22 protein-coding genes and 2 pseudogenes are annotated in these 22356 nt (G+C 70.3%); 8 read left to right on the top strand and 16 right to left on the bottom strand.

Annotated elements, in window-relative coordinates; genetic code table 11:
- The 10 genes from ACIPEK_RS17000 to ACIPEK_RS16955 form a co-directional block, all read right to left on the bottom strand.
- On the bottom strand, window positions 1-681 hold a 681-nt coding region (locus ACIPEK_RS17000), incomplete at its 3' end, for an MMPL family transporter (protein WP_401996469.1).
- Window positions 682-944: 263 nt separating this feature from the next.
- Window positions 945-1487: a CAP domain-containing protein gene (locus ACIPEK_RS16995; protein ID WP_401996466.1), complete on the bottom strand. Its 543-nt coding sequence runs from the start codon at window positions 1485-1487 to the stop codon at window positions 945-947.
- 343 nt (window positions 1488-1830) lie between these two features.
- Entirely contained in the window at window positions 1831-2442 is a 612-nt protein-coding gene (locus ACIPEK_RS16990) for a CAP domain-containing protein (protein ID WP_401996463.1), read from the bottom strand.
- A 658-nt stretch (window positions 2443-3100) separates the two neighbouring features.
- Complete coding sequence (locus tag ACIPEK_RS16985) at window positions 3101-3910, bottom strand: enoyl-CoA hydratase/isomerase family protein (protein WP_401996460.1); 810 nt, start codon at window positions 3908-3910, stop codon at window positions 3101-3103.
- Window positions 3907-5037 carry a cytochrome P450 gene (locus tag ACIPEK_RS16980; protein ID WP_401996884.1) on the bottom strand — a complete coding sequence of 377 codons (1131 nt, stop codon included), beginning with the start codon at window positions 5035-5037 and terminating at the stop codon, window positions 3907-3909. The genes ACIPEK_RS16985 and ACIPEK_RS16980 overlap by 4 nt, the downstream gene beginning before the upstream one ends.
- Before the next feature lie 330 nt (window positions 5038-5367).
- Entirely contained in the window at window positions 5368-6756 is a 1389-nt protein-coding gene (locus ACIPEK_RS16975; RefSeq protein ID WP_401996457.1) for a cytochrome P450, read from the bottom strand.
- 93 nt (window positions 6757-6849) lie between these two features.
- Complete coding sequence (locus ACIPEK_RS16970) at window positions 6850-7440, bottom strand: GTP-binding protein (RefSeq protein WP_401996454.1); 591 nt, start codon at window positions 7438-7440, stop codon at window positions 6850-6852.
- On the bottom strand, window positions 7415-7789 hold the full coding sequence (locus tag ACIPEK_RS16965) for a DUF742 domain-containing protein (protein ID WP_401996451.1): 375 nt from the start codon (window positions 7787-7789) through the stop codon (window positions 7415-7417). Before ACIPEK_RS16965 ends, ACIPEK_RS16970 begins: the two co-directional genes overlap by 26 nt.
- Complete coding sequence (locus ACIPEK_RS16960; RefSeq protein ID WP_401996448.1) at window positions 7786-8193, bottom strand: roadblock/LC7 domain-containing protein; 408 nt, start codon at window positions 8191-8193, stop codon at window positions 7786-7788. Before ACIPEK_RS16960 ends, ACIPEK_RS16965 begins: the two co-directional genes overlap by 4 nt.
- Window positions 8190-9431, bottom strand: coding sequence for an ATP-binding protein (locus tag ACIPEK_RS16955; protein WP_401996445.1), 1242 nt, complete (start codon window positions 9429-9431; stop codon window positions 8190-8192). Before ACIPEK_RS16955 ends, ACIPEK_RS16960 begins: the two co-directional genes overlap by 4 nt.
- Before the next feature lie 680 nt (window positions 9432-10111).
- Between ACIPEK_RS16955 and ACIPEK_RS16950 the strand changes: the two are divergent.
- Window positions 10112-11109 (top strand): annotated as a pseudogene (locus ACIPEK_RS16950) (GlxA family transcriptional regulator).
- A gap of 101 nt (window positions 11110-11210) precedes the next feature.
- Window positions 11211-11963: an MBL fold metallo-hydrolase gene (locus ACIPEK_RS16945; protein WP_401996442.1), complete on the top strand. Its 753-nt coding sequence runs from the start codon at window positions 11211-11213 to the stop codon at window positions 11961-11963.
- A gap of 34 nt (window positions 11964-11997) precedes the next feature.
- Here ACIPEK_RS16945 and ACIPEK_RS16940 read toward each other — a convergent pair whose 3' ends face one another.
- The gene (locus ACIPEK_RS16940; protein ID WP_401996439.1) at window positions 11998-12150 is read right to left on the bottom strand and encodes a hypothetical protein; all 153 of its coding nucleotides are present in this window, start codon (window positions 12148-12150) and stop codon (window positions 11998-12000) included.
- A gap of 267 nt (window positions 12151-12417) precedes the next feature.
- Between ACIPEK_RS16940 and ACIPEK_RS16935 the strand changes: the two genes are divergently transcribed.
- From ACIPEK_RS16935 to ACIPEK_RS16915, 5 genes are all read left to right on the top strand, one after another.
- Window positions 12418-12624 (top strand): hypothetical protein, encoded by a 207-nt coding sequence (locus ACIPEK_RS16935; protein ID WP_266360070.1) that lies wholly within the window; start codon window positions 12418-12420, stop codon window positions 12622-12624.
- 216 nt (window positions 12625-12840) lie between these two features.
- Window positions 12841-13710, top strand: coding sequence for a JmjC domain-containing protein (locus tag ACIPEK_RS16930; RefSeq protein WP_401996436.1), 870 nt, complete (start codon window positions 12841-12843; stop codon window positions 13708-13710).
- A 35-nt stretch (window positions 13711-13745) separates the two neighbouring features.
- On the top strand, window positions 13746-14624 hold the full coding sequence (locus ACIPEK_RS16925; protein ID WP_401996433.1) for a JmjC domain-containing protein: 879 nt from the start codon (window positions 13746-13748) through the stop codon (window positions 14622-14624).
- Window positions 14625-14842: 218 nt separating this feature from the next.
- On the top strand, window positions 14843-15904 hold the full coding sequence (locus ACIPEK_RS16920) for a helix-turn-helix domain-containing protein (protein ID WP_401996430.1): 1062 nt from the start codon (window positions 14843-14845) through the stop codon (window positions 15902-15904).
- A 164-nt stretch (window positions 15905-16068) separates the two neighbouring features.
- Window positions 16069-16530, top strand: coding sequence for a hypothetical protein (locus ACIPEK_RS16915; protein ID WP_401996427.1), 462 nt, complete (start codon window positions 16069-16071; stop codon window positions 16528-16530).
- Between the two features lie 38 nt (window positions 16531-16568).
- On the opposite strand, the gene ACIPEK_RS16910 is transcribed toward ACIPEK_RS16915, so the two are convergent.
- From ACIPEK_RS16910 to ACIPEK_RS16900, 3 genes are all read right to left on the bottom strand, one after another.
- Window positions 16569-16799 carry a hypothetical protein gene (locus tag ACIPEK_RS16910; protein ID WP_401996424.1) on the bottom strand — a complete coding sequence of 77 codons (231 nt, stop codon included), beginning with the start codon at window positions 16797-16799 and terminating at the stop codon, window positions 16569-16571.
- 202 nt (window positions 16800-17001) lie between these two features.
- The gene (locus ACIPEK_RS16905) at window positions 17002-17229 is read right to left on the bottom strand and encodes a response regulator transcription factor (protein ID WP_401996421.1); all 228 of its coding nucleotides are present in this window, start codon (window positions 17227-17229) and stop codon (window positions 17002-17004) included.
- 258 nt (window positions 17230-17487) lie between these two features.
- Complete coding sequence (locus ACIPEK_RS16900; RefSeq protein ID WP_401996418.1) at window positions 17488-18204, bottom strand: hypothetical protein; 717 nt, start codon at window positions 18202-18204, stop codon at window positions 17488-17490.
- Window positions 18205-18218: 14 nt separating this feature from the next.
- Between ACIPEK_RS16900 and ACIPEK_RS16895 the strand changes: the two are divergent.
- A pseudogene (locus ACIPEK_RS16895) lies at window positions 18219-18533 on the top strand (arginine deiminase family protein); the annotation flags it as partial.
- A 360-nt stretch (window positions 18534-18893) separates the two neighbouring features.
- Here the strand turns inward: ACIPEK_RS16895 and ACIPEK_RS16890 are convergent.
- Both ACIPEK_RS16890 and ACIPEK_RS16885 read right to left on the bottom strand, forming a co-directional pair.
- A complete protein-coding gene (locus tag ACIPEK_RS16890; RefSeq protein ID WP_401996415.1) occupies window positions 18894-21869 on the bottom strand; it encodes a trypsin-like peptidase domain-containing protein in 2976 nt (991 codons plus the stop codon).
- Window positions 21859-22158: a trypco2 family protein gene (locus tag ACIPEK_RS16885; RefSeq protein WP_401996882.1), complete on the bottom strand. Its 300-nt coding sequence runs from the start codon at window positions 22156-22158 to the stop codon at window positions 21859-21861. The genes ACIPEK_RS16890 and ACIPEK_RS16885 overlap by 11 nt, the downstream gene beginning before the upstream one ends.
- Window positions 22159-22356 lie beyond the last annotated feature (198 nt).

Below are 22356 nucleotides of genomic sequence, written 5' to 3'. Positions count from 1 at the left end.
GTCCTCCAGCGCCTTGGTGGTGGCGTCGGTGAGGTCGGTGCTCTGTGCGTCGTACGAGATGGTGGAGTACGCGGTCGTGCCGTCCTTGCTGACGGCTCCGGCCATGTCGAACGGGTTGAGGGCGCCCTTGACCTGCGAGCCGCCCGCCACATCCGCGACGATCTTCTCGATGGCGCCCTTGTTCGCGCCCGCGGTGACCTTCTGGCCCTTGGGCGCGACGAAGACGATACGGGCGTCGGCGCCGTTGGAGTTCTGGCCGGGGAAGCGCTGATCCAGCAGGTCGAACGCCTTCTGCGACTCCGTGCCGGGCATCGAGAACCCGTCCTCGGGGGCGGCCGGCGCCTTGGCCGCGGCGAACGCGCAGGCGGCCAGGACCACCACCCACAGCAGGGCGACGAGCCGGCGTCTCCGGAAGGAAAAGCGGCCCAGCCGGTAAAGGAAGGTAGCGACGAAGGGGCGCTCCAGTCTGGATCGGGCAACAGGTCGGCGGCGCGAGTGCCGCGCTCCGGCCGTGCCTGGGCCGCGCCGGGGCACGGCGGGGCCGGAGGAATGCCTCAATCCTTCGTGAACAGGGGCGCCATCGTCGTCGTCCGCCTGCATGCAGTCGTACGTACTGTCGATGCAGTACGGGGGTTGTGCGCCGTACCTCTTGAACAGGACGTTCCGGGTGTGTCGCACCATCCCAGGGGCCCACCCCCCTTTGCCGGGGTCGGACCCCGGCGCTCGCGGGAAGTGCGGGCACGATCGCCCCATAGCGTACGAGTGCCTGATGCAGGCCGGCCATGGGCACGCCGTGCCATGGCCGTGGCCTGCACACGCAGCGCGGAGTTCGTTGTTTGGTCGGAGCCGTTGCAGCGTCCCGCGACGACGGCGTACGGGGTGTCGGCCGGGATCATCGCGTCGGCTCGGCTGCGACTGAGAGGGGTTGTTGCTGAGCGAGGTGCCTACCCGGCCGATTGCCTGTCGGGCTGTCCGAAGTCCTGGGTCCAGTAGTTGCCGGGCTGCGCGAGGCCCACGCCGATCTCCTTGAACGAGCAGTCGAGGATGTTGCGCTTGTGGCCGGGGCTGTTCATCCAGCCCGCCATGACGCTCTCGGGGGTGGTGTAGCCGTAGGCGACGTTCTCGCCGTACGCGCTCCGGTCGTATCCGGCGTGCGTGATCCGGTCGCCCGGGTCCGAGCCGTCGGAGCCGGTGTGGGACATGTTCCGGTGGGATGCCATGTCCGCGCTGTGCTTCCGGGCGGCCTTCGTGAGTTTCGCGTTCAACGTCAGCGGCGAGCAACCGACCGCGCTGCGCGCGCTGTTGACGAGCTTCAGCAGGCGGGCGGCTTCCTTCGCATGAGCGCCGGAGACGGCCGAGGCGGCGGCGGAGGAGGGCATACCCGCGGCTTCTGCGGTTTCCGCGACGCCGAGGGCTCCCACGGCTCCCAAGGCGACGACAGCAATGGCCATCCCTCGGCGGGACCTCTTCGCGTGGTGCTTCCTCATGTGTGTGTGACCTCACTCGATACTCGATGTTCGCGTGGGAACGGCTTCAAGAGGGTGCTGCGGGAAGCGTCTGACTCGTGAACGACCTGCACGTAGCCTGGCCTCCGGCGTCCTCGCCGCCTCCGGCGGTCCGCACCTGGCCCACGCTGCGACGAGCAAACCCGCATCGGAACGTTCCCTGTTGTCGGTGACGGGTGTCAGACATTTCCCTATAAGTGAAGACTTTTGATCGCTTGGTGCATTGCAGACTCGCAGGGGTGAGGTCGAGAATTCCGTACGCGTCTGAGCCCACTTCACCGCGGTCGCGGTGAAGTGGGCTGATTATCGGACTGTTTTCGACGTTCTATCGGGCCGTTCCGAAGTCCTGCGTCCAGTAGCTGCCGGGCTGCGCGAGGCCCACGCCGATCTCCTTGAAGGAGCAGTCGAGGATGTTGCGCTTGTGGCCGGGGCTGTCCATCCAGCCCGCCATGACGCTCTCGGGGGTGGTGTAGCCGTAGGCGACGTTCTCGCCGTACGCACTCCACTGGTAACTGGCGCGCGTGATCCGGTCGCCCGGGGCCGAGCCGTCGGAGCCGGTGTGGGACATGTTCCGGTGGGATGCCATGTCCGCGCTGTGGTCCTGGGCGGCCTTCGTCAGCTTGGCGTTCATGGTCAGCGGCGAGCAACCGGCCTTGGAGCGCTCGCTGTTGACGAGCGTCAATATGCGGGCGGCGGCACCGGACGCCGGAGCGGCGGGCTTCGGTGTGCTTGTGGATGCGGCGGGCTTCGGTGCGCTCGCAAGTGCGGCGGGCTTCGGTGCGCCCCCATGTGCGGTATGGGTCCGCCACGCTTCCGCAGCCGGCTTCTCGTGGGGGGCGAAACAGGCCATGGCGGCAGAGGGCACACCCACGGCTCCCACGGCGACGACCGCGACGGTGATCTTCCGGTAGGACGTCTTCCTGCGGTGCTTCCTCATGCGTGTGACCTCGCTCGATAGTCGCGGAGCAGCTCCGGCCGGCTCCGCGCGCTCCCGCGCCCTGGCTCGCAGGCGCCTTGCGGTCGTCATTCTTGGAACGGCATTCGGGGCGGGGCAACAAGGGGAAGTACTACCCCCGTCCATAGATCCGGACGGCGCTTGAAACGGGCGCGTGAGCGTGCTGGCGACGGCCGTCACGCATCGGGATGCGCTGTTGCGCCGTCAGAAGCCCTCCCTCGCCCGTCGAACGGGCGGGAACGACGAGCGGGCCGCATGCTGACGGAGCTCGCACGCGCATATCTGCGCCAAGACGGACAAACGGCACCAAGCCATCGAGGCGGCATCTACTAACCAGTGCCCTGAGCCACGAAAAGCCCTGTGTCCGATGTCACTGGCAGCCTGTGCAACCATTCGCCCCGGTCCACTCCCGCGGTCATGAATGACGGCGCGTGCCGGCCAGTCGGCGGTCAGCGGGAACGCAGGGTTGTAGACCGTGCGGGCGCAGCGGTCGAAAAGCTCCGCGAACGCGCTCGGCTCCCGGCCCGTGCCCGGGTACGCATATCTGTGCTCACCGTCGCTCAGCTGTCCGGCACCCCGGGGAGGGTTCCCATGACCCGCGTCACAGAAGGGGCGCGGTCGGGGCTCGTGAGCACCGGGGCTAGCGCATCGCCCCGGTCCCCCCGGCGTCGCGGGTCCGGCGGGTCGCGGCCGCGACGGTGGCCATCAGCTCCGCGTCCAGGACGGACGGATCGGCCAGCCGCGTCGGGGCGGCGTACGAGTTGAGCAGTGCCTTCGTGACGCGCAGGGCGGCCTCGGGGCGGCGCACGATGGGCTTGGCCCACGCGGTGACCGCCTCGTCGAGGGCGTCCGCGGGCACGATGCGCTGGAGGACCGACAGTTCGTACGCCTCGGCGGCGTCGAAGGCGCGTCCGGTCAGGATGAGTTCGCGCGCACGGGCGGCGCCGACCTCATGGATCAGTCGGGGCAGCACGCCGCCCCAGGCGGTGGGCAGCCCGAGCGCCAGCTCCGGCAGCCGGAAACCGGCGGTGTCGGCGCCGACGCGCAGATCGCAGGCGAGGGCCAGCGCCAGTCCCGCGCCGATCGCCTTGCCCTGGATCCTGGCGATGGTGACCGCCTGGCTGGTGGAGATCGCCTCGCAGACGCGGCGGGCCTTGTCGCCCGCGATCCGGATGCCCCGCCCGGTGGGGTCCTGGTCGAGCCAGTCGGCGAACTCGTTCCGGTCCCCGCCCAGGCAGAAGTCGTCCCCGGCACCGCTGAGCACCAGCACCCGGACGTCGGGGTCCGGTACGGTCAGGACCGTCAGCAGATCGTCCAGCATCGCCTCGGTGACCGCGTTGCCGGTGTCGGGGCGGTTCAGCTCCACGCGCAGGACGGGGCCCTCGCGCACGGTGCGTACCGTGCTCGGCCGCCGGTACGGGGACAGGTAGTCGGGGAGCGAGAGCTTCATATCGCCACGCCCAGCGAGGTCACGCGCCTGAAGACCAGACGGGACGCGTAACCGGGCCCCGTGACGGCGCGCAGGGTGGGGAAACGTTTCAGGAGCTGGGTCAGGAGCGTTCGTGCCTCAAGGCGGGCGAGGGCCGCGCCCAGGCAGTAGTGCACACCGCCCCCGAAGGTGAGGTGGGTTCCGGTGCGCTCGATGTCGAAGGAATCCGGGTCCTCGTTGCGCCGGGGGTCGTGGTTGGCGGCCCCGTACATGACGTGGACCATGCTGTCCTTCGCGATCGGCACGCCCGCCAGGACCGTGTCGTCGGCGGCGATCCGGGTGTTGATGTGGATGGGCGGGTCGTACCGGAGGACCTCGTCGACGGCGGCGTCGATGTATCCGGGGTGCTCCGCGAGCCATGCCCACCGGCCGGGCTCCCTCAGCAGCAGCCCCACCATGGTCGACAGCAGCGTCGCGGTGGTCTCCAGAGAGGCGATGGTGACGAACATGGTGAGACGGTAGAGGATCTCGTCCGCCGCCTCGCGGTCGGGTTCCATGGCGTCCCAGGTGTGTATCCAGCCGGTCAGGACATCGTTGCCAGGGTTCGCGCGGCGCTGTTTCACCAGGTCGGTGAAGTACGCGCGCAGATGAACGGTCGCCTCGGCGGACACGGCGAGCTCGCTCTTGGTGGGCAGCAGCTCCTGGGCGTGCACCTGGTTGTGGGTGATCTCCAGGATGTGGGGGTAGTCCTCGGGCGGGATCCCCAGCCAGGAGCCGACGGTGCTGATCGGGAGCTGCTCGCTGACCGTGCTGACGAAGTCGGTCTCACCCCAGCGCAGTTTGTCGGCCAGCTCGTCGAGGAGCCGGGTGACGTCCTCCTCGACCTGAGGGGTCAGCCGCTGGATGGTGGAGCGGTCGAAGAGGTTGCCGAGGCTCCGCCGCTGGCATGTGTGCTCCGGCGCGTTGAGGCGCGAGAGCGTCTTGGTCATCTCCTGCGTGGCGACCGCGTCCCAGCGCTCGGTGTCCGCCTGGCGTTCCTGCCAGGCGAAGTCCGGTGCCAGCCAGTTGCGGCCGCGCAGCACCTCGCTGCATGTGTCGAAGCCGGTGACGAAGTACGCGTTCCAGGGAGCGCGTACGACATCACCCATGGATCTCAGCTCGCCCAGGAGGGCGTAGGGATCAGCCTGCCCCTCCGGCGATTTGAGGCGCCGTAGGAGGGAAATGAGGGCACGGCGGTCGACGGTGGTAGGCCTGTCTGTGCCACATATTGCGCTCACGCAGAGTTCCTTGTCCTGGGCCCATGGTTACGGCCAGAACCTACCCCTCCGCATGTATGCGCCATGCGTCGTTCTTTGTTGCCCGTGTCACAGGCAAATGCCTTGTTGACCCCTTGCCATATGCTGAACCGTCCCTACGTCGAACCTGTATGACGCTCCGATAGGCGCACAAGTCGTCAGAACCCGTGTGCCGTCCCTCCGTCACACGCGGAAGACGTCCAGGAAGGAACTCCACCAGCCCTTCGTCTTCTTCTGCGGCTCCACGTGGTCGTAGCGCGCGGCGGGAACCTCCTCGGAGGCGGTGATCCGGGACGAAACGGGCGACGGTGCGGCCGTCGCCGCATGGCGCGCGGCACTCGGGCTGAACCGGACCGGCAGGGACACCAGCGCCCGGTGGAACGGGCCCGGCCGCCATTCGACCGCCGAGGCCGGCACGGCGAGGGTGAGGTCCGGCACCGTGTTGAGGATCTTCTCGATCGCGGTGAGGGCGATGAGCTGTGCGGGGGACTTCGCCGGGCAGACGTGGGGGCCCGCCCCCCAGGCCAGATGGGCGCCCTTGCTCAGGGTCTGGCGGGCATCGGTGAGCGCGGGGTCGCTGTTCGCGGCGGCGAAACTGATCAGTACGGGGGTGTTCGCCTTCAGCGTCACTCCGCCGAGGTCGACGTCCTGGACCGGGTAGTGCGTCGCGTAGTTGGCGATCGGCGGGTTGTTCCACAGCACGTCGTCGAGGGCGTCCTCGACCAGCATCCCCGTCCCTCGCCGCTGCGGCCCCCCGGTGTCGTCGGACAGCATGAGAAGCAGTGCGTTGGCGATGAGATTGCGTTCCGGCTCGATGCCCGCGCCCATCAGCATGACGAGCTGGTCCTTGAGCTCCTCGTCCCGCAGGCCCGCCGGGTGCTGGATGAGCCAGGACGTGATGTCCTCGCCGGGCTGCCGCCGCTTGAGGGCGACGAGCTCCATCAGGCACTCCGTCAGCTCGGCGTTGGCCCGCAGTACGTCCTCGCCGTCGAAGATCGCGGACATGCCACGGGTCAGCCGGTCGCCGATGTCACCGGGGCAGCCGAAGAGCTGGTTGAACAGCAGCAGCGGCAGAAGCTTGGCGTAGTCGCCCAGCAGGTCGGCGCTGCCGCGTTCGATGAACTGGTCGATGAGGTAGTCGGCGATGCGCTCGACATCCCGGCTGAGCCGGGTGGTGTTGAGGCGGCCGAGGCTCTCGGTGACTGCCTTGCGCAGGCGAAGATGCTCGGTGCCGTCCGTGAACAGGCAGTTGGGCCGGTACGCCATCATGGGCAGCACCGGACTGTCGAGCGGTACGCGGCCCTCCCGCAGCGCCGCCCACCGCCGTGAGTCACGGGCGAAGAAGGAGGGGTTCTGCAGGACCCGGAGCGCGGCCTCGTGCTGCACGACCAGAGTGGCCTCCACCCCGGGAGCCAGCTCGATCGGAGCGGCGAGCCCGTGCGCCCGGAACTCGTCGTACACACGCTGCGGATCGGACGCGAACTCCGGCCCGTAGAGCGACTTCTGCCGCTCACCGTGCATCGGGCACCCGGTGGGGGCGCTGTACGGGGTGGCTCCCGGCTGAGAGTCCATGTGTGATTCCTCGGTGTGATCGCGGGCCTCGCAGGGCCCGGACGGTGGACGGAAAACGGGGCTCGGGCCCCGTGCCGGCGTACGGAGCAGAGGTCAGGCCACCCGCACGAGAAGGTGCTGGACCAGATGGATCAGGGCCTGCGCGGACGACTTCTCGTCCCGGGCGTCGCAGTAGACGACCGGGGTGTCCGGCAGCAGATCGAGAGCCTCGCGCAACTCCTCCTCGGCATGCCGGGAGTACGGGTCGAAGCTGTTGACCGCGACCGCGTACTCCAGCCCGTACGTCTCGACGAGGTCGATCACCGGGAAGGTGTCGGCGAGACGGGCCGGGTCGACGAGGAGCAGCGCGCCGAGCGAGCCCCGCGCCATGTCCTCCCACAGCTCGACGAAGCGCTGCTGGCCCGGCGTACCGAACAGGTACAGCACCAGCTCGTCGCCGAGCGTCAGACGGCCGAAGTCCAGCGCGACCGTTGTCGTCACCTTGTCGGGCGCGCCCCGCAGATCGTCGATGTGGGCACTGGCCTGCGTCATCCTCTCCTCGGTGCGCAGCGGAGTGATCTCGGAGAGGGTGCCGATGAGCGTCGTCTTGCCCACGGCGAAGTGTCCGACGACGAGGATCTTCGCCGCACGCTGTACCGCGTCCGGCACATAGATGTTCTCAGCCGAACCGGACGTGTAGTCCATGCAACACATCTTCGAGGATCTTCCTGTCAACGAGCTGAGCCGGCGGGGGCGCCTTGCGGCGCATCAGATGACCCTGATCCGCTAAATCGTTCAGCAGCAGCCGTGCCACTCCGACGGGCAGCTCCAGATGGCCCGCGACCTCGGCCACCGACAGATAGCCGCCGGAACACAGCTCCCAGATCGCCCGGACCTCGGGGCTCGGGTTCGGGGGCTGCTGCCGGTCGGGTGCGATGGTGACGAGAGTGACGAGGGAGAGACCCTCCGCATCGGGCAGGCCGCGCCCGCCGGTGATGACGTACGACCGGACGAACCCGCTGCTGACCGCCTGCTCCTCGCCCGGCGTCGTCATGCGCCGCTGCTTCCGGCGTTCTGGCGCGGAGGTGTGGTCATCGCCTTCCCCAGCGCGGCGACCTGCTGCTGCATCCGGAAGGACATGGCCTCCATGTCCACGTCGGCCGCGGCGGCCGCCGCCAGATAGGCGCCGGTACCGGCAGCGATCAGGAAGATCCAGCCGTGCTCGTACTCAAGGAGCGTCTGGTGCCAGCGGCCGGGGGTCTGGGCGCCGATGAAGGGGGCGACGGCCCGGCTCAGCGACTGCATGGAACTCATCGCCGCCGCCACGGTCTCCGCGTCGTCCCGGCCGATCTCACTGGAGTTGGCCAGCAGCAGACCGTCGGCGGAGACGAGGATCGCGTGCCGCGCGCCGGGTACCTGGAGCACATCGTTGAGCACCCAGGACAGATCGGGGTTCACTGGAACTCGGGTCCTTCCATCGTCGTCGTGTCACGCCCGGTCCGTGTTCCGCGCTGGAACGCGCCCAGGCGGGAAGCGGTCTCCTCGTTGCTGCGCACCGGCCCGGGCTCGGTCGACGGCACCACTGACACCGGGCTCTTGCGACGACGCTTGGGCAGGCCACCGGCGGTGGTGAAAGACCCCGTCGGCTGCGGGGCGGGGGCCGGATGTGCGGCCGGAGGGAACAGGGGAGTCGGAGGCGGCGTGGGTGCCTGGCGGCGGGGGAGCGCCGACACATCCGCATCGTGGCCACCGGTGACCACGGGGGCCGCAAGGGGCGCCGGGGGTGCTGGTGCATCGCCGGTGAGAAGCTCGTCGGGCAGGAGAACCACCGCGCGTACGCCTCCATAGGGGGATACGGAGTCCACCGAGACCTGGAACCCGTAGCGGGCGGCCAGCACGCCGGAGACGGCGAACCCGAACTGTGGGGGAATGCCCAGACTGGAGACGCTGATCGCGGCCCGGGGCGCGAGGAGAGCCGCCGCGCGGTCCTTCTCCTCCTGGCCCATGCCGAGACCGGCGTCGTCGACGATGAGGCAGACGCCCTTCGGGACGGCCTGGATGTTGATCTCCACCGGAGCGCCGGGCGCGGAGTAGTTGGTGGCGTTGGCCAGCAGCTCGGCGAGGACCACCGCCACCGGTTCCACGGCCTTGCTGACGACGGAGAAGTTGACCTGCCCGTTGACCCGGACCCGGTCGAACTGCCGGATACGGCCCTGGGCGCTGCGGGCCACGTCGAAGACGGACGCGACCGTCTCCCTGCGCCCGAGCCAGCCGCCGCACAGCACGGCGATGCCCTGCGCGCGGCGCCCGAACTGGCTGTTGGCGTGGTCGATGGCCATCAGGTCGGCGAGCATGCTGGGGTCGTCGCCGTGCTTCTTCTGGGCGTTCTCGATGACCACCTGCTGCTCGTCCGCGAGCCCCTGAAGGGTGCGAACGGCCGCCTTGAGGACGGCCTTGGTCTCCTCCTCGGCGTCCTTGCGGACCTCGCCCAGCTCGACGGACTGACGGTGCAGCAGACCGGTGTGGGTGAGGTGGAGTTCATCCCGCTGCCGTTGCAGCGTGTCGCGTTCCCTCCGGAGGTCGGCGTTCTGTCTGCGCAGTCCGATGTTGGTCTTGCGAGCCCGCAGGACGGCACCCACAGCGACCAGTGCTACGACAACCAGTGCCCAGAAGAGAGGGCCCTGTGCAAATGTCATGAGACTCACTTCAAGTGCCATGGCTATGGAAACGGCTTGACGCTCCCTCAGCTGCGGTACGGCCCGGACTCGTTGAGCCACGGATTGTGCCGCGCAGGGAAGGTCCCTCCGAAAGTGGGGCCGAGGAATTCATCCCTCCCGGAATGCCCCCATATGCCATCAGCCCACTGGAAGTAAGATGATCTTAGCATCGGCCTCTTGGGTAAATGTCAAGACCAACACGCCAGTTGCACGCTTGACGCGGAATGTTCACATCCGGGCAGGGGCGCCGCCCCCGCCACCCCTCCACCACCCGGGCCTCCGGCGACGGGATATGGCGGATATTCAGGGCCGTAAGGGGACCTTACGGAGCTCGCAGGGCTGCGGCAGCTCGCTCACGGAGTCCGCGAAGTGCGCGTACGGGCGGCGACCGGAGCCGCTCGCCCGGTGCGAGCCGCACGAGCCTTCTGCTGTGACGGGGGGTGATCGGTACGAGAACGAGATCTTCCGGGGCCAGTGGCCGTGAGATCTCCGGCAGGGCCGATGTCCCCGCGCCGGCCGCCCTGGCCGCCTGGGCCCTCGGGCTGGTCCGCCGGCCCCTCCATGGCCCACCTGGACCCGGTCGGGGCGGCCGCTGTGTGGCCGAATCCTGCAGAGATCTGTCATTGCGGACATTACGGCCGTGAGCGAGGGTTGAGGACATGAGCAATGCCCCTCCGGTCCCGCATCTGGTCGTGATCCCGGTGTTCCCTGGAGTCAACGCACTCGATGTGACCGGACCGGCCGAGATCTTCGCCCTGGCCGGATGCTGCCTGAAGGGCGGGCGCCGTACGACGTACGGGTGGTCGGGGAGCGCCGCGGTGACGTGGCGACCTTCTCGGGCGTACGGCTCTGCGTCGACGGGACGTTTGCCGGGGAGCGGGAGAGGCCCGACACCGTACTGGTGCCCGGCCGGATGGACATCGGTCCACAGGGGCCGGTGCCGCGGGTCGACGAGGCCGTGGTCGCGTGGCTCCGTGAGGTCGGGCCGGAGGCCGGCCGGGTCGCTTCGGTGTGTGCGGGGGCGCATGTGACGGCGGCCGCCGGCCTGCTCGACGGCCATCGCGTCACGACGCACTGGGCGACCGCCGCACGCCTCGCCGCGGAGTATCCGGAGATCGAGGTCGAGGCCGACCCCATCTTCGTACGCTCGGGGCGGATGTGGACCAGCGCCGGACTCACCTCGTCGATGGATCTCGCACTCGCCCTGGTCGCCGACGACCACGGAGACCGGGTCGCACTGGAAGTGGCCCGGATCATGGTCATGTATCTGCAACGACCCGGCGGTCAGAGCCAGTTCAGCGTGCCGCTCGCTCAGCAGGCGGGCGGCCGGGACGATGTGCGGAGCCTGCGCCTGTGGATCGGTGCGCATCTGGACGCCGACCTGTCGGTGCCCGCGCTGGCTTCCCGGCTGGCGATGAGCGAGCGCCACTTCGCACGGACCTTCCACGCCGAGACCGGCAGCACGCCCGGTGCGTTCGTCGAGGAGATGCGCCTGGAGGCCGCGCGCAGACTTCTGGAACGTACGGACCGGGTGCTGGACGACGTGGCGCGAGCCTGCGGTTTCGGCTCCGTGGAGACCCTGCACCGGGTCTTCCGCGATCGCCTCGGCACAACACCGGCCGCGTATCGGCGCCGTTTCCGGACCGCCGCGCACTGACCGTCACGACCCCGACCGCCATCGGCGTCGCGACACGCGGCGTCGAGCACTCCCGCAGGCCGCGCCACGCGGCGACACGACCCCACTCGGAAGGATCCGTCATGAAGATCACCGTCACCCACATAGGCACCGCGACCGTCCTGCTGGAGATCGGCGGCCTGCGCCTGCTGACCGACCCGGCGTTCGACCCCGCACCCGCCGTGTACCGGCACGACCCGGTCACTCTGCGCAGCACCAGCGGCCCTGCGATCCCCGCGTCCGAGCTGCCCCGGGTGGACGCCGTGCTGCTCAGCCACGACGAGCACCCCGACAACCTGGACGCCACCGGCCGCGGGCTCCTGGCCGGCCGCCCCGTACTCACCACCGCCGGCGGCGCAGCGCGCCTCGGCGGTGACGCCCGCGGCCTGGCACCGCGGGAGACCCGGACGCTGACCGTCGGCGACGGGACTCTGCGGATCACGGGCACGCCCGGTCTGCACGGTCCCGTCGGGGACGTCACCGGTTTCGTCATCGAGGCGCCGGGCGAGGGCGAGGCCGTCTACATCTCCGGCGACACCGTCCACATTCCCGAACTCGACGAAATCGGCCGACGATTCACGATCGGCACCGCCCTGCTGCACCTGGGGGCGGCGCGCATCGAAGCCTTCGGCGGAGGCGAACTGATCACCATGGACGGCGCACAGGCCGCATCACTCACCCGCTCGCTCGGCGCCCGCAGGGTGATCCCGGTCCACTACGACTCCTGGGACCACTTCACCGAGGGACGCGAACAGATCGCCGCCCGCTTCACCGAGGCAGGCCTCGCGGACCGCCTCCACTGGCTCACTCCGGGAATCGCCGAACCTCTCGACTGACACGGCGTCACCACCACCGTTGTCCGGCCGTCGGTCACCGTGCGGCGTGCGCGGCCTCCGGCCGGTCGAGGAACTCGCACACGAAGTGCCAGTGGTGGCCGGTGAAGACGTGCTCCGGCGCATCGGCGGGGAACCGGACCGTCAGCCGGATGTGCAGGCCGTGCGGGCCGTCCCCGAACTCGTGCATGACGCGCGCGATCTCGGTGCCGTCGGCGGACCACGGGGGAGGGCAGACGGGGGTCGGGCCCTGACGAGGGGCTCCTGACGAGGGACCGGCGGCGGTGTCACGGCGCGCCCGCCCCTCCCGGGACCTCGGGTCACGTGCATGCGGGAGCGGGCTCTCGTCACTGTCGGCGACGGCGCGCGGAAACCAGGATGGAGATCAGCCAAGGGGAAGCGCCCCGGGGCACGAACCCCGGCCTCACAGGGCCGGCCCGATGACACAGGAGATCTCATGAACCTCTCGCAGAACACCGCGCAGCCGACCGACGCCCAGCCCAAGGCCGGCCTGACCCTGTCCCGCAAGGCCGCCCTCGGCGTCGCCGCGGCCGCGGTCATCGGCGGCTCGATGTTCGCCCCGAGCGCCTTCGCGGCTTCGGATTCCGCGCCCAGCCACTCCGTCGAGGCGGGCTGCGGGGACTGCTACCCGGACGTCATCTGATCCCGGCAGTCATCCGACTCCGGAAGTCGTCCGGCGCCGGCAGCGATCCGATCCCGGCAGTGACCTGACCGGGCGGCCAGCCGGCCCCGGAGCTGTCCGACTCCCGTAGTCCCCTTCGGATCCGACCCCCGACAGCGCCCTGACGGGGCCCGCCGGCCACCCGGCCGGCGGGCCCCGCAGCCGGAGCGTGAGCAACGTGAGCAAGGAGAGTGAGCCGTGAACTGGCTCGAACGCTGTGTTTCCGACGCGGAACGGTTCCTCAGTACGCAGTGGCGCCAAGGGCCCGTCGTGCTGCGGCCGGACGATCCGCCCACCGAGATCCTCACCCCCGCCGACCTCGACGACCTCATCGACTCGGGCGCCCTGAGAGTGCCCTACGCCGGACTGTTCACGATGGCGGGCGCTGTGCCGGAGGCCGCCTTCTGCCCGCCACGCGTGGTGGCCGGGCGGTATCTCGAAGGCTGGCTGGACCCGGAGCGCGTACGGACGCTGATCCGGGAGGAGCGGGCCACCCTGCAACTGCGCTACGTCAACCACTGGTACCCGCCGGTCCGGCAGCTCACCGCCGGTCTCTCCGAGCAACTCGGGCGGCTGGCCGAGGCGTTCTGCTTCTACTCGCAGCCCGGACGTTTCGGCGCCGTTCACCGCGACGACGGCGACATCCTCGTGCTCCAGCTCAGCGGCGCCAAGCACTGGCAGGTGTTCGGCGGCCCCGCCGACGCGGGCTGGCAGCCCGTACGGGAGGACGACCCGGGCCCGGTCCTGCTCGACACCGTCGTACGGCCCGGCGAGGTCCTGTACGTCCCGAACGGCTACGCCCACACCGCGCAGGCCACCGAGGACGGCCCCTCGCTGCACCTCACGATCGCGCTGCGCGAGGCCGGCGCCGGGCACCTGCGCGCGGAGCTGCAGTCCCTGCTCTCCTCCGGCCTCGCCCTGCCCGCCCGCCCCCTCGGCGACGCGGATCTGACCGGGACGGCCGCCGCCCTCCTCGACCACTTCCGCGACAGGCTCGACAGCGCGAGCGCCGAGTCCCTCGTGCACAGCGCCCGCCTGCACGCGTACAGCAGCCGCCCCACGGCCTGACCGGCCGGAGCACCCGACGGAGAGTGAGACCAACGATGGACTGGCTGAAGCGATGTGTCCGGGACGAGCAGGAGTTCTTCGCCATGCACTGGCGTCGCGCACCGGCCGTGCTGCGCCCCGACGACCCCCCGGTGGACCTCCTGGACACCGCCGAACTGGACGGCCTGCTCGATGCCGGGCTGCTCAAGGTGCCCTACATCGGGCTCGTTCACGAGGACAGCCACGTACCTGCCGAACGGTTCTGCACGCCCCGGGTGGTGCTCGGTGAGGTGGTCGAGGACTACGCGGACGCGGAACTCGTGCGCCGGCTGGTCGACGAGGAGCGGGCCACCGTACTGCTGCGGTACGTGGACCAGTGGCACCAGGGCGTACGCGCGCTCACCACGGGTCTCGCCGGGCAACTCGGTCTCCAGGTCGAGGCGTTCTGCTTCCGCACCCCCGCGGGCACCCAGGGCCGCCCCCTCCACCGCGACGACGCCGACGTCCTCGCGATCCAGATCAGCGGGCAGAAGCGCTGGCGCGTCCACGCCGGACCGGCCGACGGGAACTGGGAACCTTCCAGGGAGGACGGCGATCCGGGCGAGGTGCTGCTGGAGACCGTCCTTGGACCCGGCGAAGTCCTGTACGTACCGAGGGGGTTCGCGCACCATGCGGACGCGGTGGGCGACGCTCCGTCCGTCCATCTCTCGCTGACCGTACGGGAGGCGGGCACCGCGAACCTGTACGCCCTGCTGCAGGCCCTCCTCGCGGACGGAGCCGTGATCCCCGGCCGGCCGCTCGACGAGGATGCGCTCACCGATGCCGCCGAGGCCCTGATCGGCCACACCCGACGCACCCTGGCGACCCTGACCCCCGAGGCGCTGGTGGCCCACGCGCGCGCCGCCATGCGCGCGACGATGCCGGCCGCGGCATGACCCGTCCGGCCGGTGCCGGTCCCTGAACCGCCGCGCGGCCCCGCAGCCCGCAACGCATGGCTCGCAGCTCGCAGCCCCCGAAGCCCTTTGTGCGCTCGGGGGCTTTGCGCAGTCCTGACGCGACAAGATCTTTTTTGCCCGTTCCTTCTGCCTATTCTTGCCCGGGGCATCCGATGCGCCGGTCGGCACCACCCGTCAGACGGCGACGAGGGGGGTACGTGGAAGGGCAGGAGCAGGTACGCACCGGGCCGTTCGAGGCGGCCCGGGGGCTGGGCGAGAACGACCTCGCCGTGTACGGCTGGGTCCTCGAACACCGTACGGGAGACCCGGAGGCCGTATCCGAGGCCACCGGGATCTGCCCCGAGGAGGCCGGACGGAGCCTGGAACGGCTGCGGCGGGCCCGGCTGTTGCACGCGCAGAACGTTCCCGGGGGCTCCCTGGAGCTGTTCGCGGTAGCGCCCGAGACCGCGCTGGCGCAGTTGGCCGCGCCCGTGGAGGCGAAGATACGCGAACAGCAGGACAGGCTCGCAGGTATGCGCCAGGACCTCGGTCCCTTCGTCGCGTGCTACCACCAGCGGCATTCCCGCAGCGAGTCGTTGGAGCTGCTGGAGAACGTGCAGGACGTCCGCAACACCCTCAACCAGGCGTCGAACCGCTGCCGCAAAGAGGTGCTGACCAGCCAGCCCGGCGGCGGGGCGCGGGACCCCGAAGCGATGCGGGAGGCGCTGGTGCGGGACCAGTCGATGCTGGAGCGCGGCATCCAGCTGCGTACGCTCTACCACCACACGGCCCGTTTCAACGGCCCCAGCCAGGCCTACGTGGCCGCCGCGTCGGCGCTGGGCGGCAAGTACCGCACCGCGCACGAACTGTTCGGCCGGCTGATCGTCTTCGACCGCGAACTCGCCTTCATCCCCGTGCAGGACGACAGTTGGGGCGCTGTCGTCATACGGGAGCCGTCCACGGTCAGGTACCTCTGCGAAATCTTCGAGCAGACCTGGGACCGCGCCACCCCGTTCGCCGATGCCGTCAGCCAGGGCCTGGAAGAGGTGTCCCGGGAGATCCACGAGACGATCGTGCGGCTGCTCGCAGCAGGTCTCAAGGACGAGGCCATCGCACGCAGACTCGGCATGTCGCTGCGTACCGCCCGTCGGCACATCGCCGACATCATGGAGGAGCTGGACGCCACGAGCCGCTTCCAGGCCGGCGCGCACGCCGCGGCCCGGGGGCTCCTGGCGAACACCGCACCCGAAGCGGAATCGCCTGACGGCCCGGTCGTCTGACGGCCGTCAGCCGACGGGCGGCCGTATCCGTTTGTGTCCGGACCGTGCTCCCGGTAGCGAACTCACGCGACTGGCCCGGGGGCCGTCCGGTGGCGGATGCTGTCAGCAGAGACCGCGCGGGACGCTTCCCGCACGGCGCTTCGGCGGCGAGTACGAGGAGGGACATGGACGGCCGGCCCCTGGCACCTCCGGCACCCCGGGCGGAGAGTGAAGGCGCGCTCCATCTGCGGGAGTTGCTGCTGTTCCTCTCCGTGCACCTGGGCCGGGCGCCCGGCGTGATGTGGCCCGAGCACGAGCATCCGGCCTTCGAGAGCCTGCAACGGCCGGAAGTACTCGACGACCTGGCCGCCGAACTCGGCCTGCGTACCGGCCTGGTCACGAGCAGCCGGGTAAGCCGCACATGCGAGGGGGCACGGAACCCCGCCGCACATCTGGTGATCCATCAGACCGAGGGCGCCGGGTCGTGGCGACTGCGCGGCGACCGGGCCGATGGCGGCGCGGGTGCCTTCCGGCACCGGCTGCGGTCGGGCGAAGTGCTCTACATTCCGGCACGCTGGTCCTGGACGGTGGAACTGACGCCGGGAGCGCAGTACGTGGTCACCGATCTGACGCCGCCCGGCAGTTAGGCCCTGCCGGCCCCGTGGGCGCAGGGTGCCCCGTGGGATCAGCCGCCCCATGAGGTGTCGCACGTGTGCACCGTTCCCTGGCCCGGCAGTTCCCCGTCCGCGACGTTCCATCCGGTGGCCGGGTCGCCCGAGGTCCCCTCGGCGGAGACGTGTACCGACGAGAGCGCGATGCCGCCGCAATCGATGTCGGCGGCGTGCGCGGGGGAGCCGGGCTGGAGGACCAACAGGGCGGCGGTGGCGGTGAGGAGCAGGGCAAGGCGCTTCGGCATGATTCCCCCCAGGGGCATGGTGGGGCCCGCCCTTTCGGCGGGCCCGCTCCGGTTCGTGCGGTGTGTGACAACACTGGCTCAGGCCCGTCGCGTATGGACGGGAGCGAGCCCCTCACCAAGGTGCGTGACCGCAAAGTGAAGGGGGCTCAAATATTCTCAGGCCGGTGGAATTCCGGCGAATGTCCGGTCCGTGCGCGGACTGTCAGGCCAAGTAGCCCCGCTGGATGGCCAGCACCACGAGCTGGGTCCGGTTGGTCGTGCCCGTCTTGTCGCGGAGCCGGCGCAGGTGGGTGTCGACCGTGTGCGGGCTGATGCCCAGCCGACGGCCGATTCCCCAGTAGGTCTCGCCTCCGGCGAGCAGTGTCAGGACCTGGCGCTCGCGGGGGGTAAGTGTGGGCTCGCAGACAACGGTGTTCAGGGTGTCCGGCATGGCGGGCTCCTCCTCGTCGACGGGTGTCCGGCGGGCGCGCTGTCGGGCTGGTCCCGTCCGGGCATCCACCACACTGGGCCACCTGCGAACCGCCCGCGAGGGGCCGGACGCCTCATCAACCTGCCTGACAGCAAAGCGAGGTGGCGACAAAGGGGGGCGAAGCGCTCTGCGTCGTTGCGGGTACGGGCGCAGGGCCGACGCCGGACCGGCGTGGGGCGTCGCGGGCGGGCCCACCCGCGACGCCCCACGTCGGAAAGGTCAGGACCTGACCAGAGTGATCTGGGAGGTGTTGTCACCGGCGTTGACGGTCACCGGGTAGTCGCGGTCATCCGCCGTGCCGAAGTGGCGCAACGTTGCGGTGCCTGGCCGGAAGTCCGTGCCGGGCTCCATGGCAGTGACGGGGATGGTCACCTTCCACGGGACCGGGCTGCCGGGAGTGCAGTCGACGATCTCGCCCTCGTGGCCGACCGCCTCCCCGCTCTTCCGGGTCTGATGGATGAGGCCCGAGAGCGAAATGCGGGCCGGCTTGTTGCAGGTCGCCGAGCCGCCGACGGTGACCTGACCGGACTTGGTGCCGATCGTTCCCTCGGGGTCGAGGTTCAGACCGATGGCCAGTTCGGCCGGCGGTTCGGCGGTGCGGGCGTGCACCTCGCCGCGCAGCGGCACCGCGGAGCCGTTGCAGTACTGCTCGAAGGTGGCGTCGAGCTCCCGTATGTAGCCGTAGGGGCCGTAGGAGATGTGGGAGATGGTGAAGGACCCGGTGCTGGTGCTGCACCACCGGTCGTCCGCGCCGAACTCCGGTTTCGGGTCGTCCGGCTGGGCGTAGGGCCAGCGCGAGGCCCCCGTGTAGGTGGCGCCGTCAGCCAGTTTCTGGCCTTCGGGCGCCTGGAGAAGGAGAGACCAGCGCTTGCCTTCGGGCGTGACGATCGTGACGCTTGCGGCATTCTCGCTCTTGGGCCCGGTGACGTCGAACATCTCGACCGATACCGGTCGAGATCACCGACGAGGGCACGACCCCGTTTGTCGACGTGGTCGCCAAGGGGCTCGGCCTGCCCGGGCTCAGGGTGATCGAGACCGGCGGTGATGTGTATGCCTCGGAGCGCCAGCAATGGGACAGCGGCAACAACGCCGTGGCCCTGGAACCGGGCGTCGTCTTCACCTACGACCGCAACACCCAGACCAACACCCTCCTGCGCAAGGCCGGCGTCGAGGTCATCACCGTCGTCGGCGCCGAACTCGGCCGCGGCCGGGGCGGCGGTCACTGCATGACCTGCCCCCTGGTCCGGGACGCAGTCGCCTTCTGACACCTCACCGCCCGCGACCGTTCCTCGCCCTTCCGGTACCGGCGTCCAGGTGATGGTCCAGTCGGACCGCGGTCGGCGGCGCCGGCCGCTGCCACTGCCGTACACGTGATCGGCCCACTTCGAGGCGCTGCTCGGCGCCGGCCACGATCCGGTGGCGCGGTCCACTGCCGGGCCGGGCCGGGCCGGTCGGGCATGGGGCGGGGCTGGAGCTGCCCGACGGCCGCGCGGCGCGGCTCGGGCCGGACGGCGCGGACCTGCCGGGCGCGCCCGCGCTACGCCTCAGGGGCCTTCTGGTGCGGTCCGGACACCAGACAGGCCCCGGGCCACCGTCCCGGGGCTCGTCTGCGCGACCCCGCAGCGTCAGACCTCGCCGCGCAACCGCTGTGCCTCCTCGGTGAGCCAGGCCGGACGGACCATCTCGACATTGCGTCCGACGCCGTCGGCGGCCCGGTCCAGCGCGTCGGCGGCCGCCTGCGGGTCGGGCACCGTCCGGGCGTGGGCGGCTTCGGCGAGGGCCTGTGCCGCCGCGGCTTCCGCCGCCCCGGCGAGCTGCAGCGACGTGGCCGCCCGCTCGGCTGTCTCGGCCGCCTGCCCGTACCGGCCGTCGGTCCAGTACGCCCACGCCATGTTGTAGAGGCAGACTCCCTCGGTGCGCGGATTCTCCATCGTCGACGCCGCTCGGAGCGCCGCCTCCAGCGATGTCAGAGCTTCCGCGACCCGCCCCAGTGCGAGCATGGCCACGCCCTTGGCGTTGAGCGCGTAGTCCGTTGCTTCCTGGATGCCCGCGTCCCGGTAGGCACGCACGGCCCTGTCGCCCGCTGCGATGGTCTCCTCCCAGCGGCCCATGGCCAACAGGGCTGTGAAGCGGGCGTTCCATGAACGGGCCTCGGTGAACAGGTCCCCCGACGCAACGGCGAGTTCGCTCAGCCGGTCGGCACCGGCAAGGGCCGCCGCCCCGTCGCCCAGAGTGCTGTGGGCGAGGCTGAGATCCAGGACGGCATGCACCTCGGCTTCGGCGTCGCCGTTCTCATGTGCCAGGTCACCGGCCCGGGCGAGCGGTCCCATGGCGGCGTCGAGGCGGCCCAGCTGACGGTAGGCGTCGCCCAGGCCGAACATGGCGTTCTGCAGCGCACGGCGGTCATCGAGGCGCTCGGCCATGCCGGCCGCCTCGGCGAACAGGCCCGCCGCGTCCGCCAACGGGCCCGCGCTCAAGCGGGCGTACCCGAAGCTGATGAGATGGGCAAGACGCGCCCGGTCGTCGGTCAACTGTCCCTCCAGTGTCAGGTGCATCGAGACGGCCGCAAGCACCGAGCCGTGCCAGACCATCCATTCGCTGATCGCGCCGAGGACCAGTGCGGCGCCGTCCATGTCCCCGGCGCGCACACGGTGGTCGAATTCGCGCCGGTACGGCTGTATGTCGTCCAGGGCGCGCCAGTTTGCGCGGGGCGGTTGGACATGCGCGTACCAGTCGGCCGCCCGCCGCTCCGCAGAGCGCCGTCCCAGCGCACCATCGCGTGGCATGGCGCCGTACGCGAGGTCGGCGTCCATCGGATGCAGCGCGAAGGTGCGGCTGGCCCGGTCCACCGACAGCATGCGCATCTGCAGCAGGCGGGACAGGACCGGCGCGACGGCGAGCCCGGGATCGAGGCCGGCCACGATCCACTCGATCGCCTCCCGTGGCACGGGCGTGCGCAGCACCGCGAGGACGTTCAGCACGGTGCGGCCGTCGGGGCCGAGCCGCTGGTAACGGTCCTGGGCGAGCCCGGCGACCACGTCGCCCCGCAGGGTGAAGTCCTCCAGTACGTCCTGCAGCGTCGGCAGAGTCAGCATGTCGTCGGCCATGGCGCCCACCAACAGCTCCAGTGCGCGCGGAACCCCGTGGACGTGGACCGACGCCTGCAGCAGCTGATCGTCGGACAGCTGCGCCAGGCCGAGGCTGCCGTCCTGGTCGAGTTCGCGCAGCAGCGCCACGGACTCGGTGGGCGGCAGCCCGTCGGACAGCTCGACCTCCGCGGCGAAACGGCGCAACTCGGGCGCGAGGCGCAACGGTATCTGCGAGGTGACCAGCAGCCGTGGCGTGGATCCGGCCCGGAAGAGGCAGTCGAGGAAGACCGCCAGTTCGTCCTCGTCGTCGAGCCGGCCGTCGTCCTGGAGCCGGTCCTCGAGGTTGTCCATCAGGATGATGAAGAGCTGGTCGCCCATCGCGGCGAACAGCTCGCCGAGCTTGTCCTGCACGGGGCGGTTCGTGGCCCAGATGTCCAGCAGACGGGTCTCGCGATCGGAGCCGAGCACGCGGGCGCAGTCGAAGTAGAGGCGTTCCAGGGAGATCCCCGACGTACGGGTGCTCAGATTGACCAGCCCCGACGGAACCGGAACCCGGGCGTGGCCCGGCCACTCACCCTGCTCCAGCATCTCCATGACCTTGGCCGCGACCGCGCTCTTGCCCATGCCCCGTCGACCGGTGACGGTCACCATGCGAATGGCCGGATCCGAGAGGTGGCGGCCGATCATCTCGCGTTCTTCAGCACGGTCCTTGAACAGTTCGAGCCCATGCGTGACCGGCAGCCCGATGACCTTGGAACCTGCCTGTGCAGGCGCGGAATCCGCAAGGGCCGGCCCGGGGCCCACGTCGGGCAGCGCCCGGGGGTCGGCGATCGCCAACAGTCCGGCCAGCTCTCCCCGGCGCGGCTCGCCGACCCGGCTCAGGGTGTGGTCGATGCGTGCCGCTGTCAGCCGGCCCAGCCCTTCCCATCGGTGGTGTTCGGCGACCACCCCGACTATGTGGGACCCGGCCCATACGGCGGAGCCCGACATCCCCGACCATGGCGACACCTTGGGGTCGGGGTCGGCAGCCGCCACCGGAACGGTGATCTCCAGGGTGCCGGTCCTCAGGTTGGACAGTGCGGCCACGGTCCCGTCCGCCTGGTGCAGTTCCCGGAACTGCCTCCCATCGGCGCCGCGGCGGCGCTTCCACAGCGGGAATCCCGCCGCATGCACATCGACGACGGCATGACGGTCGTCGCCGATGCGCCCGAACGTCGCGGGAACGACGGGGGCGGCACCCGGCGGAGGCGCGAAGGCCAGTACAGCCACATCGGTGTCACTGTCCGACCAGGCCACCTCCGCGGCCGCGATCCACTGCCCCGGCCGGTCGGCATCGAATCGCACCTGCACGCCCGCGGCCTCGGAGACCACATGGAACGCGGTCAGCACCGCCGTGTCGCCGACCCGGTAGCCCGACCCGCGCCGCCCGCCACCGGCGGTGGTGGTGACGATGACCTCCGCGATGCGGTGCGGGTCCAGACCACCGCTCACGGCCGCCCTGTCAGTCCTCACCGAGCAGCTCGTCCCCGGAGATCAACGCCATCCGGTCCGGCGCGTCCGCCCGCACCGGCTGCAAGGTCAACGTGAGCTTCTGAGTGACCGTGGCCGACCGCTTCGTCGTCGCACTGGCATCGAAAACCCAGAACCTCACCTTCACCCCCGGCTCGTGGGTCCGCTCCACCCCCACGGTCAGCTCCAGCTCCACCCGCTCAGCCTTGAACCGCAGGTCGGCGTCCTCACCGGCCGACATCGCCCGGCTCAGCTCCTGGCGCAGCTGCGCGATCATGTCCGCCAACTCCACCGCATCATTCACAAGCAGGGCCCCCAACCGGCTCTTGTGGCCAACTACCGACTGACCAGAGCCACATCATCACGCATCAGCCCCCCGGCCCGTCCACCTCGGCGGGTCTGTCAAAAGAACGGTGTAACTCGGGTTGTTGAGGGTTACTGTCGGGCTGCGGAGAGTCGGCCGTCGAAGGTGATGTCGAAGGCGTTCAGT

Origin of the sequence: Streptomyces sp. NPDC088246 (assembly GCF_044741025.1) — a bacterium.
In the GTDB taxonomy this organism is placed as follows: Bacteria; Actinomycetota; Actinomycetes; order Streptomycetales; family Streptomycetaceae; genus Streptomyces.
This window is presented reverse-complemented; position numbering and strand designations above follow the sequence as displayed.

Excerpts from the sequence above, each read along its gene's own strand:
- ACIPEK_RS16995 (WP_401996466.1), bottom strand. The coding sequence starts at position 1,487 with ATGAGGAAGCACCACGCGAAGAGGTCCCGCCGAGGGATGGCCATTGCT.
- ACIPEK_RS16990 (WP_401996463.1), bottom strand. The coding sequence starts at position 2,442 with ATGAGGAAGCACCGCAGGAAGACGTCCTACCGGAAGATCACCGTCGCG.
- ACIPEK_RS16985 (WP_401996460.1), bottom strand. The coding sequence starts at position 3,910 with ATGAAGCTCTCGCTCCCCGACTACCTGTCCCCGTACCGGCGGCCGAGC.
- ACIPEK_RS16980 (WP_401996884.1), bottom strand. The coding sequence starts at position 5,037 with ATGGGTGATGTCGTACGCGCTCCCTGGAACGCGTACTTCGTCACCGGC.
- ACIPEK_RS16975 (WP_401996457.1), bottom strand. The coding sequence starts at position 6,756 with ATGGACTCTCAGCCGGGAGCCACCCCGTACAGCGCCCCCACCGGGTGC.
- ACIPEK_RS16970 (WP_401996454.1), bottom strand. The coding sequence starts at position 7,440 with ATGGACTACACGTCCGGTTCGGCTGAGAACATCTATGTGCCGGACGCG.
- ACIPEK_RS16965 (WP_401996451.1), bottom strand. The coding sequence starts at position 7,789 with ATGACGACGCCGGGCGAGGAGCAGGCGGTCAGCAGCGGGTTCGTCCGG.
- ACIPEK_RS16955 (WP_401996445.1), bottom strand. The coding sequence starts at position 9,431 with ATGACATTTGCACAGGGCCCTCTCTTCTGGGCACTGGTTGTCGTAGCA.
- ACIPEK_RS16945 (WP_401996442.1), top strand. The coding sequence starts at position 11,211 with ATGAAGATCACCGTCACCCACATAGGCACCGCGACCGTCCTGCTGGAG.
- ACIPEK_RS16940 (WP_401996439.1), bottom strand. The coding sequence starts at position 12,150 with ATGCACGAGTTCGGGGACGGCCCGCACGGCCTGCACATCCGGCTGACG.
- ACIPEK_RS16935 (WP_266360070.1), top strand. The coding sequence starts at position 12,418 with ATGAACCTCTCGCAGAACACCGCGCAGCCGACCGACGCCCAGCCCAAG.
- ACIPEK_RS16925 (WP_401996433.1), top strand. The coding sequence starts at position 13,746 with ATGGACTGGCTGAAGCGATGTGTCCGGGACGAGCAGGAGTTCTTCGCC.
- ACIPEK_RS16915 (WP_401996427.1), top strand. The coding sequence starts at position 16,069 with ATGGACGGCCGGCCCCTGGCACCTCCGGCACCCCGGGCGGAGAGTGAA.
- ACIPEK_RS16910 (WP_401996424.1), bottom strand. The coding sequence starts at position 16,799 with ATGCCGAAGCGCCTTGCCCTGCTCCTCACCGCCACCGCCGCCCTGTTG.
- ACIPEK_RS16905 (WP_401996421.1), bottom strand. The coding sequence starts at position 17,229 with ATGCCGGACACCCTGAACACCGTTGTCTGCGAGCCCACACTTACCCCC.
- ACIPEK_RS16900 (WP_401996418.1), bottom strand. The coding sequence starts at position 18,204 with ATGTTCGACGTCACCGGGCCCAAGAGCGAGAATGCCGCAAGCGTCACG.